The organism is Methanoregula sp., assembly GCF_028679125.1.
In the GTDB taxonomy this organism is placed as follows: domain Archaea; phylum Halobacteriota; class Methanomicrobia; order Methanomicrobiales; family Methanospirillaceae; genus Methanoregula.
The window spans coordinates 32,502-46,785 of sequence record NZ_JAJRCG010000022.1 but is presented as its reverse complement, the minus strand read 5'-3'; the positions used below and the strand labels follow the sequence as shown (position 1 = coordinate 46,785).

Below are 14,284 nucleotides of genomic sequence, written 5' to 3'. Positions count from 1 at the left end.
CGGTTTTGAGGTGTTTAAATGGGAACCAAAATTGGAAAAGAAAAGATTCAGCGCGAAAAGGGATACCTCTACTTCATTGGCAAGGACGGGTATGTCTGGGCAGCCCCGATGAAGCACAACAAGACCGGCAAGAAGAAGAAAGTCGGTACTGAAAAGATTGCCAAGGAAAAGGGCTTCATGTACTACATTGGCAAAGACGGATTCGTCGCAAAAGCCAAGATGAAGAACGCATAATCTCACTTTTTCCTATTGCACGCAGGACCACCGGAATCCCGGCGGTCCTGCATACTGTTTTTTTTCCCTGTGGCGGAGTTTCGCATTCCCGTCCTTGAGTTCCCTTTCCCTGACGCTATGGCAGGCTGATGCTGGCAGCGTGTCAGTCAGTCCTGCACCTGAAATATACGATTACCCGTACTAGGAAATACGCGGTTGCCGCAGAGATGAGAGCGTACGGGAACTCTTCGGTAAAAACCATTACCGTCACAAATGCGACCAGGGCGGCAAGATACGCAAGGAGATGGTAGATCACTCCCCAGTTGATCCGGAACGAAAGAGATCCCCGCATGGTATAATTCTTCTTACCGGGCTGTAGGGAACCGGATACTATAAAGCCTCCTTTTTGTCAGGATCGGGTTCTTTGGGGCTATGGGTTTTATCTGGAACAAAGCGGAAGTCATGGATATCCCCGCGAGGTATCATGGCATCGCTTGTCAGCAGGTTTTTCCAGGAATGGACCGGGGGGCTTGATCCCCGGCAGGGTCGGATCGCGGTATTTGAACATATCCGTGACATCCCGTACTCGCTTTCGGTTTCCATGACGGATCCGAAGACCTCCCCGGAACAGATTCTCTCTCTTGGAAAGGGATATTGCGGCCCGAAACATTACCTGCTCGCGGCAATGTACCGTAAACTGGATCTTGACGTGGTGTATGCTACGTTCCCGTTTCTCTGGAATGATCCGGATCTTCCGTACCCCCCGGAACTCCGCAGGTTGTCCGCAGCAATGCCGGTTGCCTACCACCTTGCCTGCCGCGTCCGGATCAATGGCCGCTGGGTACTGGTGGATGCTACATGGGACCGGCCGCTGGCAAAAGCGGGATTCCCGGTCAACGAGCACTGGGATGGCTTTGCTGAGATGCGGTGCGCAGTAACACCGCTCCGATCTGCTGTGATGACGGCATATTGCCGTACGGCAACGAACGAGCCCTGTCGTGACAGCCAGGATGCGGGTCTGCACCCTCTTGACGGAGAACAGGACCATGGGGATGAGGAGGATCATATGCAGTACTATCGCGGGAAAACCGGGATGCGTACCTCTGAACAGATCGGACAGATTGCCCGGTTCTATCCGGCATTCGATGCGTGGCTCACCAAATTGAGAGAGTGATGTGTGCGGTCGCTGACGGCCACCTGCCCATAATCCACCTCCCGGCAGTGAACATGGTTATCAGCAGGAGAATTCAGAGAACCGGCTGACCAGACGGGGATCAGTCTGACGGGCCAGAGAACAGGTCCGGCACATCCCGTGCCCGCAGGTTTGCTGCAATGGTACGGGCGAGCAGGGGATTTGCTGCTTGTGGGGGCAATCCAAGGGCAGCGGCGGTTGTCCGCGTCAGTTCCATGATATCCGGAGAACCGTCACCTGCACTGGCAAGCACGGTCTCGTGGATCTTACGGAGATATTCCAGCGCCCGGTCCATCTGGCGGTATGCCTCCTCTCCTTTCCTCGGCTCATCCCATGCTGAGAGAAGAACTCCGATACCGGTCAGTCCCCGGAGCCGTTTTATCGACAGCACGGATGCAGGGGCATCATCATAGATCGGCAGGTCGCCGACTACCGGTATTGCATCGCCGGAGATGAGCGCGCCTTCACTGTGCATGAAAAGGGAGATGGAACCTGGCGAGTGGCCCGGTGTGTGCAACACCTGCAGCTCCCCGGCACGGGTCTCATCGGTCTCTATGGAATCCCCGTTCACGAGTTCGAAATCCAGCTGCACCGGTCCGCCAACCAGCGTGGTAAATCCTGGCACCGGCCGCTCGCGGTTCTGCAGTTCCACATCCTCGATCCATGCCCGCTCGGCCGGGTGTGCAGCAATGCTGCACCCGGTTGCTCCCTGGATGGCCCGGGCCGCTCCGATATGGTCGGGGTGTGCATGGGTCAGGACGATCAGCGCAATCTCTGACGGGTCGCGGCCGGTGGACCGGATATAATCGAAGATCTGCTTCTCGCATCCGGCTACCCCTGTATCGATGAGAATGATCGTCTCACCAAAGACGAGATACGAGTACACGAACCGGTTGAGTGTTATACCGGGTGCTACCGGGATTTTGAACGTGTGCCTGAGCGCATGGATGGAGGGTGTGATCAGCATATGATCTCCTGTATGCAGGAGTATTGGGCCGGGAAGGGTATATTGGTGAGGGAGGTGACGAGCGGGAGCGGAATGCCGGGCCGGATGATAGAGGGGGTGATCGGCAGATCGCGTGAGAACCCAAGCAGTGTATTTCGAACCGTTTTAATATTTAAACAGCGACGATCCGTGTCACCATGCGGCCTCCGGATCTCGAATATGCTGCAGATGACAAGGTCCCGCTCCCCACTGTTTTTTTACTCGGGCTCCAGCATACGGGGATTGTTGCCACCGCGTTCATCTTCCCGATCCTTGTTGCCCGGGCGGCCGGCATCGAAGCCGGTGCCGCGGCGTTCTTTGTCTCGATGTCGATGCTCGCAAACGGCATCTCCACGATATGCCAGGCCATCAAATACCCGGAGTTCGGGTCGGGGTATCTCATTCCCCGCGTGGCCGGGCCCAATTATGTCTCGGCCTCAGTCCTCGCCCTCCAGTCAGGGGGGCTTGCCCTCCTGTGCGGGATGACGGCCTTCTCCGGGGCATTGCAGGCCGCCCTCTCCCGGGTCGTGCACCGGCTTCGTGTTCTCTTCCCTGTTGAAGTGACCGGTCTTGTGATCATGATGCTCGGGGTCGCGGTCGTGCCCTATGCCCTGCCGAACTTCTTTGGCATGGAGGGAACGACCGGGACACCCTCGATGACGGCAACCGCGATTGCGGTGATCACCCTTGCCGTCACGGTCGGGATCACGGTCTGGGGAAGGGGGCAGCTCAAGCTCTTCCCGGTGATTGTCGGGATGGCAGTCGGGTACGCGCTCTGTATTGTGGTCGGGCTTGCCGGTGCCGATCCGCTGGGCCGGATCATGGCATCGCCGCTGGTAGCCCTTCCCGACGTGCGGTATTTCGGACTCTCGTTCGATCCGATCCTCATCATCCCGTTCGGGATTGCCGGTATCGTGACCTTTGTGAAGAGTGTGGGCGAGTTCTCGATCTGCCAGCGCATCAACGACACGGAATGGAAACGGCCGGATATGATGAACATCCGGTCCGGGCTGTTTGCGGACGGGATCGCCTCTTTTTTCGGTGGCCTGTTCGGCGGAATGGGTCAGACCGGTTCATCGTCGAACATCGGTCTTTCGATTGCAACTAGGGCAACGAGCAGGTATATCGGGTATATGACCGGTGCGCTCCTGATCCTGCTCGCCTTCCTGCCGTTTCTCGCCACGGTCTTTATCATCATGCCGGGCCCGGTGATCGGCGGGACGCTCATTTACGTAGCGGGTTTCATCATCGTGGGCGGGTTCCAGACGATTACGACCAGGATGCTGGATTCGCGGAAGATCTTTGTGATTGGGATCTCGTTTATCTTCGGGATCAGCGTTTACCTCATCCCCAATGCCTATGCAGGTGTTCCCGCGCTCATCCGGCCGCTCTTTGATTCGGCGCTCTCCTTAACGACGGTGATTGCCATTGTGCTGAACCTTGTTATGCGGATTGGAATCAGGAAGAAGGTGTCCCTGGCCCTCGATCGATCATCCAGCATCTCGGAGCAGGTATTTGCCCTGATGGAGCGGCAGGGTGAGGCGTGGGCGGCCCGGCGTGAAGTGATCCAGCGGATGGCGATGGCGCTGACGGAAGCCTGCGAGCTCGTTACCGATCAGGTCTCCGTTTCCGGCCCGGTGACGGTTGCGGTGTCGTTCGATGAGTATAATCTCGATGCCGAAATCTCGTATGCCGGAGCACCCCTCCCGCTCCCCGAGACGCGTCCGGGAGAAGAGGAGATCCTCAGCGATCCCTCGGCGATGCTCCGGCTCGGGGGATTTTTGATCCGCGGACATGCCGACCGGGTGTGCACGGTGGCATCGGGCGGGCTGTCTGTACTGAAGATCCACATGGAACACTAACCGGGTATTATGGCAGAGAACAACCCGGGATTGCCAGGAGCCAGTTCCGGCACATAATCAGGAACCGGAATAACCGGAATGGCAGGTCCACCTTTTCATCAGGGTCTGGTTGAAAATTTTCCGGCAGAGTCTGATTGATCCGACTCACGTTTTCAATCACGATCATGATCGCGATGAAAATTTTGAAATCAAGGTTTGATGAAAAAATTTCAGGCAAGGTCTGCTGGAAAATTTCTAATCAAGGTCTGGTTGTTAAAAGTTAAACAGATCTGCACTCGTCCAGATACCTTGTTTACGACGGATATTGGATCGCGGGGGTGGTTTTTCAACCAGAGTCTGCTAAAAAAAAATCAAGCAAGGTCTGCCTGAATTTTTTTCATCAGGGTCTGCTTGAAAAATAAAAATCAAACCCTGATTGATCTGCGAACGGTTTTCAATCGCGATCGTGATCGCGATGAGAAAATCTGAATCAGGGTCTGGTTGAAAAAATACCCTGATCTCTGCCAACAAGGTTTCGGCCTGCCCGGTCAGGCCCGCATGAACCTAAAAGAAGAATAGTACCGGGAACAAAATGTGGATACACGGAGCAGTCCGGCATGACCGTTGCAGAACCCATCAACAAAGTAAACCTTGAACGTCTCACCAACGGCATCTACGCCTTCACTATGACGCTGATGATCCGGAACATCCAGCTCCCGGCTGCCGGCGTGTTCGACAACGCCGTGTCCGCGGTTGCCTACATCGATACCACGATCAGTGCCGCTCTCGACTTTATCGGTGCATTTCTCATCCTTGGCATGTTCTGGCTCTTCTATTACCAGATGTTCCACCGCATGAAAACCTTCGATTACCGGTTCCTGTACATCCACCTCCTCTCCCTCATGGTGGTTGTCTTCGTCCCGTTTACGGAGGCATTCACCTCTGGTGACGGATACTCGTTTACCGATATCCTGTTCCAGTTCAATTACCTTGCCCTCGCTGTACTGCTTGCCTATGCGTGGTACTATGCCTGTCGGGCCCGGCCGTCCCTGCTCGTACCGGAACTGACGGATGCAGAGGCATCGTTTCTCCAGAAAAAATTCCTTGTTCCCGTAGCGGTTGCCGTGCTGGGGGTTGTCATTCTGGTATTTGGATTGCCGTTCTATGATATCCTCTACCTCCTCCCGTTTGTCATCCTGGCGATCTTCTTCCGCCACTACCCGGGCGTACAGGAAGACGCCGCGTGAGGATTCGCCCATTCAACCCTGTGGCGATCTTCACTGCACCAGATTGCATGTGCAATGCACATGCAACCTATTGAGCGATATTACCCCCCTCTATTGACCCCTTCATTTCCAGTGGAGAATGCAGTACAGGGGCTCTTAAGGTGTGTCCAAAAATCCCGGGAAAACAGGAATAACCAGAAAGTGGGCCCGTCGAGATTCGAACTCGAGATCTTCGCCGTGTGAAGGCGACGTCATAGCCAACTAGACCACGAGCCCTATGCACCGACCGGGAATCGAACCCGGGCTATAGGCTTGGAAGGCCTAAGTCATGCCTCTAGACCATCGGTGCACTGTGCTCTACAATTTTGGCCGGGAGGTGTATTAATGATTGTCACTGGTTTGTCATCTCCCCGTTTTTGCCGGCAGGACGGACAAGGGTAGTGAGCAGGCACCGGAACGCGGGCACGACCCACGCAGAACAACGGATCCGTGACAAAACCGGAGAAAAAGAGTATTGAAGATTAATATCCGCGGAGTTCCGCCTCGACTTTCTCAAGGTTAGCGATCCGCTTCTCGAGCGGCGGGTGGGTGGAGAGCAGCTCCATGATGGAGTTGCCGGAGAGTGCCGGGATGATGAAGAACGCGTTTGCCCCTTCAACCTTTGCCTTTGCCTGCGGAGGGATGACGTCGATCCTCCCGCTGATCTTGTTCAGGGCTGAGATGAGCGCCCGCGGGTTCCGGGTTATTTGTGCGCTGCCACGGTCGGCAGCAAACTCCCGGTAACGCGAGAGCGCGAGGATCAACAGCGTGCTGATCGCGTACACAATGATCGAGACGACCCAGACAAGGATCCATGCCCCGCCATTCTCCCGGTCATTGCCCCCGAAGAGCGCAGAGAAGAAGAAACTCTGCATGATCATGGATGCGATCATCGCGATGAAACTGGCGAGCGTCATCGTCAGGATGTCGCGGTTCTTGACATGCGAGAGTTCGTGGGCGAGCACCGCTTCAAGTTCGTCCTTTGTTAACAGGCGCATGATGGAGTCCGTACATGCGACAACCGCATGCTTCGGGCTTCTGCCGGTAGCAAAAGCGTTCGGTACCGGGCTCTGCATGATTGCGATCCTCGGCATCGGGAGACCGGCCTCGGTACAGAGCTTCTGGACCATCATGTGCAATTCCGGCTGCTCGTCCGCTTCAACGACCTTTGCCCCGGTACTCCAGAGCACCATCTTGTCAGAGAAGAAGTACTGGACCAGACCCATGCCGACGGCAAGGATAACGATAAACCAGGCACTTACTCCGAGTGTCAAGAGGATGGTCATGAATACGAGGTAGAGCAGGAGCAATAAAAGTCCTGTAAACCAGACCCTGGCCGTAAGGCCCCAGTCACGTTTCCATTCCATGTGAGTACACATTTCTGCCCTGCACTCTTAAATCAATCGACATGTGCAAGTCGTGGCGGGGATCGCATAATCGTACCCCTTTCCATCCAGATACAACGCGCTTACAATGTGCAGCAGATCGTAGGATCAATGCATAAACTATTTTTTTGCCAACATCGTTTGTGGTACCAATGGCTGAAGCAGATCCCGAGGCACTTGGCGATGTGGCATATGGTATCTTCGAGCACCTGCTGAACCGCGGACTGCAGGAACAGGAGAAGTACCTGTATGCGCTGGTGGAGAGCGGTACGGATTTTAAGGCAGATCTGACTGCGATCTTTGACAGGTTCCGCGAGGAATATCCGCAGCTTGCGGAAGCGATGCTGGTCCGGTTCACCAGTATCGATACGATCTACCGGATGCTCTGCGAGGGGGAGGGGGTACTCCCGACAAAGACCACCCAGATGTACTGGATTGTGCTGGACGCTCCCGGCAGTGCACCCGAGGCGATCGAGGATGAGAATGCGGGGAAGTGGCTCATCTTCCAGGATCCCGATGTCGTGGATGCGGCATGGAAGAAAGTGCGGGATGCAACGGTTACTCGTGATTTGGGCATCTCGACAAAAGTGAGCACGGCCAAACCCAATCCGGAATCCCGCGACAACCGGAAGGTGATTTACGTGTACACGAAAGACTGGGCGGATGAGGCTGACGTGATGCGCGTGCGGGAGAAACTTCGTGAACTGGGTTTTGTCGACCGTATCGGGTACAAGCGCAATATTGAGACCTTTGCCGGGGAATACGCCAAGAAAGGTAAGCGGGTCACCTATTATTCAGCGTGAATGAACAACCTGCCGATCCGTTTTTCCTACAGGGTTTCATACCTCTTTTCGATGACGGCTGCGATTTTAACTGGCAATTCCCATCAGGACTGGCAGGGCGATACCTGTCGTATCGCTGTGATGAGCGAATCCCCATGGATGTAGAGTCCATCGATCTCTGAAACAGGGATCGATAAAAAAACCAAAAATGAGCACTGTATAAGAAAAGGATTACGCCTTGCGTTCCTTGTTCTTGGGGCGCAGGTTCTGGTAACCGCACTTGCGGCAGCTGGTTGCGCGAATTGCGTTGCGTGCGTTACAGTGCATGCATATTTTGACGTTGAGCAGCCGTGCTTCGGCTTCTGGAAACTTTACCATTAATGAACACTCCTTGTCTGCCCTTATAACAAAGCTGTAGGACTTCTTAACCGTTTGCGTTAGCGGGGTTGGTATGCCGTGATGAACCAGTCGTGAAATGCAGTGAGGGCTCGTGCCCGGTGGGAGATCCGGCTCTTCTCTTCAAGGGGAATCTCGGCAAGCGTCTTTCCCCCGGTATCGAAGATGGGGTCATAACCAAACCCGCCATCGCCCCGTGGAGCAGTGGTGATCTGCCCCTCGATGGTACCCTTAAAGACATGAACTCCTCCCGCATCCGCAAACGCGATGGCCGTGATGAACCGTGCGCCCCGGTCCGGCCTCCCCTCCATCAGTCTCAGGATGCCGGTATTGCCTATGGATTTCAGGACATATGCGGCATAGGGGCCGGGGAACCCGCGGAGTGCGTCAATGAAGAAACCGGTGTCGTCAACGATGAGCGGGGACGTGAGCTGCGCATAGGCGTATTGCGCTTTGCCCCGGGCGATCTCGCCCACGTCTTCGGAACGGTACTCGGGCAGGTCGAGGGAGATGTGCGTCACATCGGCCGTTCCTTTGAAGAAAGAGGCAACTTCCTCGGCTTTGTGGGCATTGCCGGTCACGACCGTGATCTTCAGAGGTACCGCCCCCGCAATTCAATCTCGTGTTCGCGGGCAATGACCTCTCCTGCACAGGGGAATGTCTTCTCGTATCCTTCGATGAATGCAGCTTTCAGGCTGTCCGAACGGCCTGGTGCCGTGCTCTCGATGGTCTGGAAGAGGACATGGATGTCCACGCCCCGCTGTTCGATCTCCTGCGTCACCAGTGCCAGCCCGAAGTCGATCAGTACACACTTCCCGTCGCTCCCGCGCACAATCAGGTTGCTGGTGGTGAGGTCGCCGTGCATGATCCCTGCTGCATGGAGCAGGCCCACCATGCGCCCGGCCTCCCGGACATTCTTTTCCGAGAGATCATCGGTGAGCAGGGTCCCCTGCACCTGCTCCATGACGATCGTATCCCCGGTGATATCGCTCATCACCGGTGTGGGCACGCCGCCCCTGCGTGCAGCATGGATGAGCCGTGCCTCAGCCCGGGTCCGCTCAGTGATCAGGCGTTTATCAAGGGCAGGCACCCGGTAGCGCTTGGAGACCCGGTTTTTCTCTGCGTTACCGTTCCGGAATGTGATGATCGCCTCGGCACCGCGTCGTTGTGTCCCACCGGAAGGATGAACTGGCACTGTACTGGCCGGCGCATCGTGCTTCCAGGTAACCTCCACCTCATCGGATCGGAACGAGGGATTGATCCGGGAGGATTCCACCGGGAGCGTGACACCGCTTTCCAGCATCAGTTTTCCCGTGTACGCGATCATTGCCCCGTTATCCCCGAGGTATTTCTTCTCGGGAACAAAGAACTCCGCCCCGCGGTCCTCGCACATGGCACGGAGCATTGCCTGCAACCGGTGGTTCGCCCCGACACCCCCGACCAGGAGCACCTCGTTCTTGCCGGCAAGGGACATTGCCCGCTCGGTCACTTCCACGCACATGGCAAAGGCGGTCTCCTGCAGGCTGTAACAGACATCGGGTAAGGGGGCCTTGTGGTCTTTTGCCGCGGAGACGAGCCCTGAGAAGGCCAGGTCCATCCCTTTCACCGTGTAGGGCAGCTCCACGTACTGCCCGTCTTTTGCCTGGGACTCAATCAGCGGGCCGCCCGGATGCGGGAAATTCTTTGACCGGGCAAACTTATCGAGTGCATTGCCAATCCCGACGTCTAGTGTCTCCCCGAAAATCCGGTACCGTCCGTTCAGGTACCCGATAATCTGCGTGTTCGCCCCGCTGGCATAGAGCACGATCGGATCTTTGCATCCGGTGGCAAAACAGCCTATCTCGACATGGGCAACACAATGGTTCACCCCCACGAGCGGGACATCCAGGGCAAGGGCAAGCGAGCGGGCTGCGGTGGCAACGGTCCTGAGACAGGGGCCAAGGCCTGGACCCTGCGAGAATGCGATTCCCTCCACGTTCTCCGGCTCTGTGAGAACTGAGCCGATAAGTTCCTTCATTGCCGATGCGTGGTGCTGCGCAGCTTCACGCGGGTGGATACCTCCCTGTACTGGGCTGTAAGGCCGTGAAGCCAGGGACACCAGATCGCGATCAAAAAGAGCGGCACTGAGGTTCCAGGCCGTGCCCTCAATCCCCAGTATCTGCCCAAAAACAGGCATTGGTAGTTATTTTCTGAATTCAGTATATCCGCACTTGCCGCAGGTCATCCGGTCCTTGTGGTCCGCCATCATGACACCGGGTCCGCAGCGCGGACAGTATTTCTTTGTGGTGGTGACTGTTGCACCCTCGACCTTGAAGTATGCGCCTCTCTGGGGGCCCTTCGCGACTGCGGCTTTCTTTGCTGCTGCCATGGTTATGCCGCCTCTTCCTTGGGTTTGGGCATACCGCGCGCTGCAAGGTGCGGGCGCTCGGTCTTGTTCCTGCTCTCTTCGCTCTCGTAGATGCGGGCAGACCCGGTGAGTTCTGTCTTGCCGAAGCTGCTGTGCAGGGTGTCAAGGGTTACCTGGTGCTCTTTTACATTGAGCAGTGCGCAGAGTTTGCCGATGATCTGCATGCGGGAGGGGGTCGCTCCATCGTATTTGAGGGTAAACTGAACCTCTCTTCTGGATAAAAGTTCATTCCTTTTATCGCTGGTGATCTCAAAGTCCATCGATATCCTGTAATTATTGGGAACCGGTTTATTTAAAGCATGACCTTCGTTCGGCATCTGAAAAAAAGAGGGATTGATACGTGCGGGAGTGGAGTGCGGCTGTTATACGTCTAATGATCTTTATGAACCGGGCAGAACCGCTCGAGGAACTGCCGTGCAGTCACCTGTGCTTCGGGAGTTACCGTCCGTAGGACAACCCCCTCATGGGGCTGGCCGTAGAGAACAATCGATCCCAGCGGTGCTGCGATCACCATCGGTATGACAGCGAGATCTTCCTCCCCGTCCACGATGATGGTTGCGGGCGGGTTGGCTACGGCACAGTTGATCGCTGAAATCAGGTCCTCGGTCAGTGAACCGGCCGGGTTTTTGACCCGAATACAGTTCCCATGGACCGGTGGCAGTTTGCGGCACGGGGATCGCATGGTATATCCGTCAACCACCGCAACCGCAGGTTTGATGCCTGCCTTATGGAGGTTGTGGGTGACAACATCCCCGACACTATAGACAGGGGTACCAGAGAGCCGGGGAAAAATCTCTGCGATCTCCCGGTACAGTTCTCCGAACGGTTCCTTGAAGAGCTTCCGGTGCTCTTCCGGGAGAGTGAGCATCAGCGGACCTTCAGCGCATAACGGCCAGGCAGTTTGATATTCATCCGTTTTGCCACTTCGGAATTCTCCGGGTCGATAATGACCAGGTACCCGGACCAGTCATCGCTCAGGTTGGATGTGCCGCAGATGACACAGCTCTCGCCGTCGACAACGCGATGGCAGTCACGGCATACCTTTCCCTGTTTCTTCTTATTCGCCGGAGGCATGCTCCTTCCTCTTGCCCTTTGTCTTCTCAGGGGCCTTTTCCTTACCGGCTTCGGCCGACTGCCCGGCTTTCTCTTTCTCCTTTGCTATCTCCTCTTCAAGCCAGAGGGCTGTACCGAGACCTGCCTGTCGCATGGTAAGCCCGATCTTGCTGTCCCGGGGTTCGCGTTCGTTTAAGGATAACGTGACTACCCGGACCCGGACAATGTCTCCCACTCCGATGAAGCGTTTGGACTCCTGGCAGATGAGCCGGGCGTTCTTCTCATCATAGTTGATATACTCGTCAGAGATCTGGCTGACATGCAGCATTGCATCGATGGGGCCAAGGCTGACAAACGCGCCAAAACTGGTCGTCTCCACGACCACGCCTTCAATAACTTCCTGAAGGGCGAGCCGCAGGACCATAGCTTCGAACTTTACGTCGTAATAGACTCCGCCATCGCCGGGAACGAGTTCGCCTTCGCCGACATCCTGCACTTTCGTGACGCAGATAAAGATCCCGATCTCCTTGTCGATACTTCCTTCGAGCTGCTCCTGAAGGACATCGAGGATCACTTTCTCAAGTTTCTCTCCCAGCCGCTGGGGAGGTACCCGGACTTTGTCCTCAAGCATCAGTTTATGATACATACTTCACTTCATCTCCGCAATAGTTCCAGTTTCTGCTGTTTTCTCATGGATATTACCCCGATACCGCGTTCAAACAATGCATCCCTGACACGCCGGTCGTTCGTTACTACCAGACAGATGTTCTGTACTGCATAATCGATAACCTGATCGTCAACGGTTCTTGCCGATGCATCCCGGCTCTCTGCGATTGTGCACTTCTCACCCAGTGTAAGACCCAGACGGGCTGCGGCCCCGTTCCGGCCTTTTGCCCGGGTGAGGCCTTCAAGCTCGTGGATCACGGATGAGAGTACGATAGGTTCGAACCCCCCAAGAAGGTTCCGCAGTTCATCGAAGAGATCGATATGGAACTGGGCTGGCATCATCAGGGCATTGGCATCCAGGAGAACCTTTACTCTCCCAGTACACCCATCCCGATCAGGCGCCAGCGTGCTCCCACCTGCCGGCTGATGGCGATCCGTGAGCCGATTTCAGCACACACGGGCCGTTTCAGCTGTATCTCAACACTGTCTTTCTTGGTGTTCGTGACAACCCCGACGGTCACCGCGGTACCTACGGAGAGCATCAGGGGCTCGGAATGTTTCAGCGGCTCGATGACGAGTTCGCTGGTAGCTCCCACCACGCGTTCCATCAGGGTCACCTTGCACCGGATTTTGTCCCAGACCGGGGGTAGTTTTCCCTCGTGGCCCAGCACCTGGCCGGCAAGTGCATCACTTTTTGTGAGTGCGGGATCCAGTTTTGTCCCGACACCGAGCAGTCCGCCGGGTGTTGCCGTCTCAACGACCTTCGAACCGGCATTGATTGACGTGACGGTGGTGATGATGGGAATCCACTTGATCCTGTTCTCAACCTGGGTCTGCCTGCCTGGACGGATCTCGATCTTTTCATCTGCGTGGAGGATGCCCCGAATAAGAGACCCTCCAACGACTCCGCCTTTCACGTCCTTCCAGTTGCAGCCGGGTTTGTTCACATCGAATGAGCGGGCGATCAGCATCACCGGTTCGGCAGCGGGATCGCGCTCCGGTTCCGGGACCACGGTATCCAGAGCCTGGACGAGTGCCCCCATGTTGATCCCCTTCTGCGAGGAGACCGGGATGATGGGTGCGTTTTCAGCAATCGTCCCCTTGACAAATTTCTTGATCTCAAGATAGTTGTCCATCGCCTCTTTTTGGCTGACCACATCGATCTTGCTCTGGACGATGACAATTTTCTTGATGCCGACCAGTTCCAGCGCCATCAGGTGCTCTTTGGTCTGCGGCTGCGGGCATTTCTCGCTTGCTGCGATGACCAGCATTGCCCCGTCCATCAGTGCAGAACCCGAGAGCATCGTTGCCATCAGGGTCTCGTGTCCCGGCGCATCGACAAACGAGACGGAGCGGAAAGGTGTTCCCGTTCCCCCACAAACCGGACATTCGATGTGGGTTGAGAACGCGTCAGTACCTTCGCACCGATCACACCGGTAAAATGTTGCATCGGCATACCCGAGCCTTATTGAGATGCCCCGCTTCACCTCCTCGGAATGTCGGTCTGTCCATGCCCCGGTGAGCGCGTTGACGAGGGTGGTCTTACCATGGTCAACATGGCCCACAACCCCGATATTGACACTGGGAACTGTCACATCATGCAAATGAAATCGAACCTCCCTATTGTATTTATAACGATCCTACTTATACGTAACCAGTAATGGTGAAATCCGGCGGAGTACGTATCTTTTTTACGAATTTACTCACTGCAACACGGTACCAGAAAGAGGGACATCCGTCTCGTTCCTGCATGTGTCCAGGGTTACCGGGAAATGGTTATCCCCCGCCCTCGCAGCTCTGATCGATATTCTTCAGCGCGTCCTGCAGTCCACTCCCTGCGGCAAACTCCCGCTCGCGGGAAATGACCTCTTTTGCATCCTCAACAATCGTTGTTGATGTGGTGGCTGTTGCAGTTGCCGGGATCAAGTGATCGATACGGTACAGGAGGTTTGTTGTATCCAGTTCAGCAAAGGTAATTCCCCCGATCTCATCGATACGGAGTATGTTACCCATTGTTCCGGTTCGCGGGTACCTCACCCGCATGCCGAGGGTGATCTCTCCTGCCAGCATATGTGTGAAGGGTAAGTGTCCGGCACTAT

At 55.9% G+C, this 14,284-nt stretch carries 19 protein-coding genes and 2 tRNA genes; 5 read left to right on the top strand and 16 right to left on the bottom strand.

The window, feature by feature from the left end:
- The first annotated feature begins 18 nt into the window (after positions 1-18).
- Complete coding sequence (locus LUQ43_RS12060) at positions 19-234, top strand: hypothetical protein (RefSeq protein WP_299968050.1); 216 nt, start codon at positions 19-21, stop codon at positions 232-234.
- A 142-nt stretch (positions 235-376) separates the two neighbouring features.
- Here the strand turns inward: LUQ43_RS12060 and LUQ43_RS12055 are convergent, their stop codons facing one another.
- The gene (locus LUQ43_RS12055; RefSeq protein WP_299968048.1) at positions 377-565 is read right to left on the bottom strand and encodes a hypothetical protein; all 189 of its coding nucleotides are present in this window, start codon (positions 563-565) and stop codon (positions 377-379) included.
- Positions 566-697: 132 nt separating this feature from the next.
- Here LUQ43_RS12055 and LUQ43_RS12050 point away from each other — a divergent pair, with 132 nt between their 5' ends.
- The gene (locus LUQ43_RS12050) at positions 698-1,387 is read left to right on the top strand and encodes a transglutaminase family protein (protein WP_299968045.1); all 690 of its coding nucleotides are present in this window, start codon (positions 698-700) and stop codon (positions 1,385-1,387) included.
- A 100-nt stretch (positions 1,388-1,487) separates the two neighbouring features.
- Here the strand turns inward: LUQ43_RS12050 and LUQ43_RS12045 are convergent, their stop codons facing one another.
- Positions 1,488-2,372 carry an MBL fold metallo-hydrolase gene (locus tag LUQ43_RS12045; RefSeq protein ID WP_299968042.1) on the bottom strand — a complete coding sequence of 295 codons (885 nt, stop codon included), beginning with the start codon at positions 2,370-2,372 and terminating at the stop codon, positions 1,488-1,490.
- 176 nt (positions 2,373-2,548) lie between these two features.
- Here LUQ43_RS12045 and LUQ43_RS12040 point away from each other — a divergent pair, with 176 nt between their 5' ends.
- Together LUQ43_RS12040 and LUQ43_RS12035 are read left to right on the top strand one after the other, a co-directional pair.
- On the top strand, positions 2,549-4,252 hold the full coding sequence (locus LUQ43_RS12040) for a solute carrier family 23 protein (RefSeq protein WP_299968039.1): 1,704 nt from the start codon (positions 2,549-2,551) through the stop codon (positions 4,250-4,252).
- Between the two features lie 596 nt (positions 4,253-4,848).
- Entirely contained in the window at positions 4,849-5,478 is a 630-nt protein-coding gene (locus LUQ43_RS12035; protein ID WP_299968037.1) for a TMEM175 family protein, read from the top strand.
- A 181-nt stretch (positions 5,479-5,659) separates the two neighbouring features.
- Here LUQ43_RS12035 and LUQ43_RS12030 read toward each other — a convergent pair.
- The 3 genes from LUQ43_RS12030 to htpX all read right to left on the bottom strand — a co-directional run bounded on the left by LUQ43_RS12030 (position 5,660) and on the right by htpX (position 6,863).
- Positions 5,660-5,733, bottom strand: a tRNA-Val gene (locus LUQ43_RS12030).
- 2 nt (positions 5,734-5,735) lie between these two features.
- A tRNA-Gly gene (locus LUQ43_RS12025) sits at positions 5,736-5,806 on the bottom strand.
- A gap of 172 nt (positions 5,807-5,978) precedes the next feature.
- A complete protein-coding gene (gene htpX, locus LUQ43_RS12020; protein ID WP_299968034.1) occupies positions 5,979-6,863 on the bottom strand; it encodes a zinc metalloprotease HtpX in 885 nt (294 codons plus the stop codon).
- A gap of 170 nt (positions 6,864-7,033) precedes the next feature.
- Between htpX and LUQ43_RS12015 the strand changes: the two genes are divergently transcribed.
- Positions 7,034-7,684: a putative phosphothreonine lyase domain-containg protein gene (locus tag LUQ43_RS12015; protein ID WP_299968032.1), complete on the top strand. Its 651-nt coding sequence runs from the start codon at positions 7,034-7,036 to the stop codon at positions 7,682-7,684.
- Between the two features lie 210 nt (positions 7,685-7,894).
- Here LUQ43_RS12015 and LUQ43_RS12010 read toward each other — a convergent pair whose 3' ends face one another.
- The 11 genes from LUQ43_RS12010 to LUQ43_RS11960 all read right to left on the bottom strand — a co-directional run bounded on the left by LUQ43_RS12010 (position 7,895) and on the right by LUQ43_RS11960 (position 14,255).
- Positions 7,895-8,041, bottom strand: a complete 147-nt coding sequence (locus LUQ43_RS12010) for a 50S ribosomal protein L40e (protein WP_299968030.1) — start codon at positions 8,039-8,041, stop codon at positions 7,895-7,897.
- Between the two features lie 59 nt (positions 8,042-8,100).
- Positions 8,101-8,655: an RdgB/HAM1 family non-canonical purine NTP pyrophosphatase gene (gene rdgB, locus LUQ43_RS12005; protein ID WP_299968054.1), complete on the bottom strand. Its 555-nt coding sequence runs from the start codon at positions 8,653-8,655 to the stop codon at positions 8,101-8,103.
- The gene (locus LUQ43_RS12000) at positions 8,652-10,235 is read right to left on the bottom strand and encodes a bifunctional N(6)-L-threonylcarbamoyladenine synthase/serine/threonine protein kinase (protein ID WP_299968027.1); all 1,584 of its coding nucleotides are present in this window, start codon (positions 10,233-10,235) and stop codon (positions 8,652-8,654) included. Before LUQ43_RS12000 ends, rdgB begins: the two co-directional genes overlap by 4 nt.
- A 6-nt stretch (positions 10,236-10,241) precedes the next feature.
- The gene (locus tag LUQ43_RS11995; protein WP_299968024.1) at positions 10,242-10,427 is read right to left on the bottom strand and encodes a 30S ribosomal protein S27ae; all 186 of its coding nucleotides are present in this window, start codon (positions 10,425-10,427) and stop codon (positions 10,242-10,244) included.
- Positions 10,428-10,429: 2 nt separating this feature from the next.
- The gene (locus LUQ43_RS11990) at positions 10,430-10,726 is read right to left on the bottom strand and encodes a 30S ribosomal protein S24e (protein ID WP_299968021.1); all 297 of its coding nucleotides are present in this window, start codon (positions 10,724-10,726) and stop codon (positions 10,430-10,432) included.
- A gap of 110 nt (positions 10,727-10,836) precedes the next feature.
- Entirely contained in the window at positions 10,837-11,334 is a 498-nt protein-coding gene (locus tag LUQ43_RS11985; RefSeq protein ID WP_299968018.1) for a GTP-dependent dephospho-CoA kinase family protein, read from the bottom strand.
- A complete protein-coding gene (gene spt4, locus LUQ43_RS11980; RefSeq protein ID WP_292415840.1) occupies positions 11,334-11,540 on the bottom strand; it encodes a transcription elongation factor subunit Spt4 in 207 nt (68 codons plus the stop codon). Before spt4 ends, LUQ43_RS11985 begins: the two co-directional genes overlap by 1 nt.
- Entirely contained in the window at positions 11,524-12,165 is a 642-nt protein-coding gene (locus tag LUQ43_RS11975) for a DNA-directed RNA polymerase (RefSeq protein ID WP_299968013.1), read from the bottom strand. The genes spt4 and LUQ43_RS11975 overlap by 17 nt, the downstream gene beginning before the upstream one ends.
- Positions 12,166-12,173: 8 nt before the next feature.
- Positions 12,174-12,545, bottom strand: a complete 372-nt coding sequence (locus tag LUQ43_RS11970; protein WP_299968052.1) for a PIN domain-containing protein — start codon at positions 12,543-12,545, stop codon at positions 12,174-12,176.
- Positions 12,546-12,553: 8 nt separating this feature from the next.
- Positions 12,554-13,789: a translation initiation factor IF-2 subunit gamma gene (locus tag LUQ43_RS11965; protein WP_299968010.1), complete on the bottom strand. Its 1,236-nt coding sequence runs from the start codon at positions 13,787-13,789 to the stop codon at positions 12,554-12,556.
- Positions 13,790-13,961: 172 nt separating this feature from the next.
- Positions 13,962-14,255 carry a DUF2098 domain-containing protein gene (locus LUQ43_RS11960; RefSeq protein WP_299968007.1) on the bottom strand — a complete coding sequence of 98 codons (294 nt, stop codon included), beginning with the start codon at positions 14,253-14,255 and terminating at the stop codon, positions 13,962-13,964.
- Between the last annotated feature and the right edge of the window lie 29 nt (positions 14,256-14,284).

Coding starts and splice junctions, on each gene's coding strand:
- LUQ43_RS12060 (WP_299968050.1), top strand. CDS start 19: ATGGGAACCAAAATTGGAAAAGAAAAGATTCAGCGCGAAAAGGGATAC.
- LUQ43_RS12055 (WP_299968048.1), bottom strand. CDS start 565: ATGCGGGGATCTCTTTCGTTCCGGATCAACTGGGGAGTGATCTACCAT.
- LUQ43_RS12050 (WP_299968045.1), top strand. CDS start 698: ATGGCATCGCTTGTCAGCAGGTTTTTCCAGGAATGGACCGGGGGGCTT.
- LUQ43_RS12045 (WP_299968042.1), bottom strand. CDS start 2,372: ATGCTGATCACACCCTCCATCCATGCGCTCAGGCACACGTTCAAAATC.
- LUQ43_RS12040 (WP_299968039.1), top strand. CDS start 2,549: ATGCGGCCTCCGGATCTCGAATATGCTGCAGATGACAAGGTCCCGCTC.
- LUQ43_RS12035 (WP_299968037.1), top strand. CDS start 4,849: ATGACCGTTGCAGAACCCATCAACAAAGTAAACCTTGAACGTCTCACC.
- htpX (WP_299968034.1), bottom strand. CDS start 6,863: ATGGAATGGAAACGTGACTGGGGCCTTACGGCCAGGGTCTGGTTTACA.
- LUQ43_RS12015 (WP_299968032.1), top strand. CDS start 7,034: ATGGCTGAAGCAGATCCCGAGGCACTTGGCGATGTGGCATATGGTATC.
- LUQ43_RS12010 (WP_299968030.1), bottom strand. CDS start 8,041: ATGGTAAAGTTTCCAGAAGCCGAAGCACGGCTGCTCAACGTCAAAATA.
- LUQ43_RS12000 (WP_299968027.1), bottom strand. CDS start 10,235: ATGCCTGTTTTTGGGCAGATACTGGGGATTGAGGGCACGGCCTGGAAC.
- LUQ43_RS11995 (WP_299968024.1), bottom strand. CDS start 10,427: ATGGCAGCAGCAAAGAAAGCCGCAGTCGCGAAGGGCCCCCAGAGAGGC.
- LUQ43_RS11990 (WP_299968021.1), bottom strand. CDS start 10,726: ATGGACTTTGAGATCACCAGCGATAAAAGGAATGAACTTTTATCCAGA.
- LUQ43_RS11985 (WP_299968018.1), bottom strand. CDS start 11,334: ATGCTCACTCTCCCGGAAGAGCACCGGAAGCTCTTCAAGGAACCGTTC.
- spt4 (WP_292415840.1), bottom strand. CDS start 11,540: ATGCCTCCGGCGAATAAGAAGAAACAGGGAAAGGTATGCCGTGACTGC.
- LUQ43_RS11975 (WP_299968013.1), bottom strand. CDS start 12,165: ATGTATCATAAACTGATGCTTGAGGACAAAGTCCGGGTACCTCCCCAG.
- LUQ43_RS11960 (WP_299968007.1), bottom strand. CDS start 14,255: ATGCTGGCAGGAGAGATCACCCTCGGCATGCGGGTGAGGTACCCGCGA.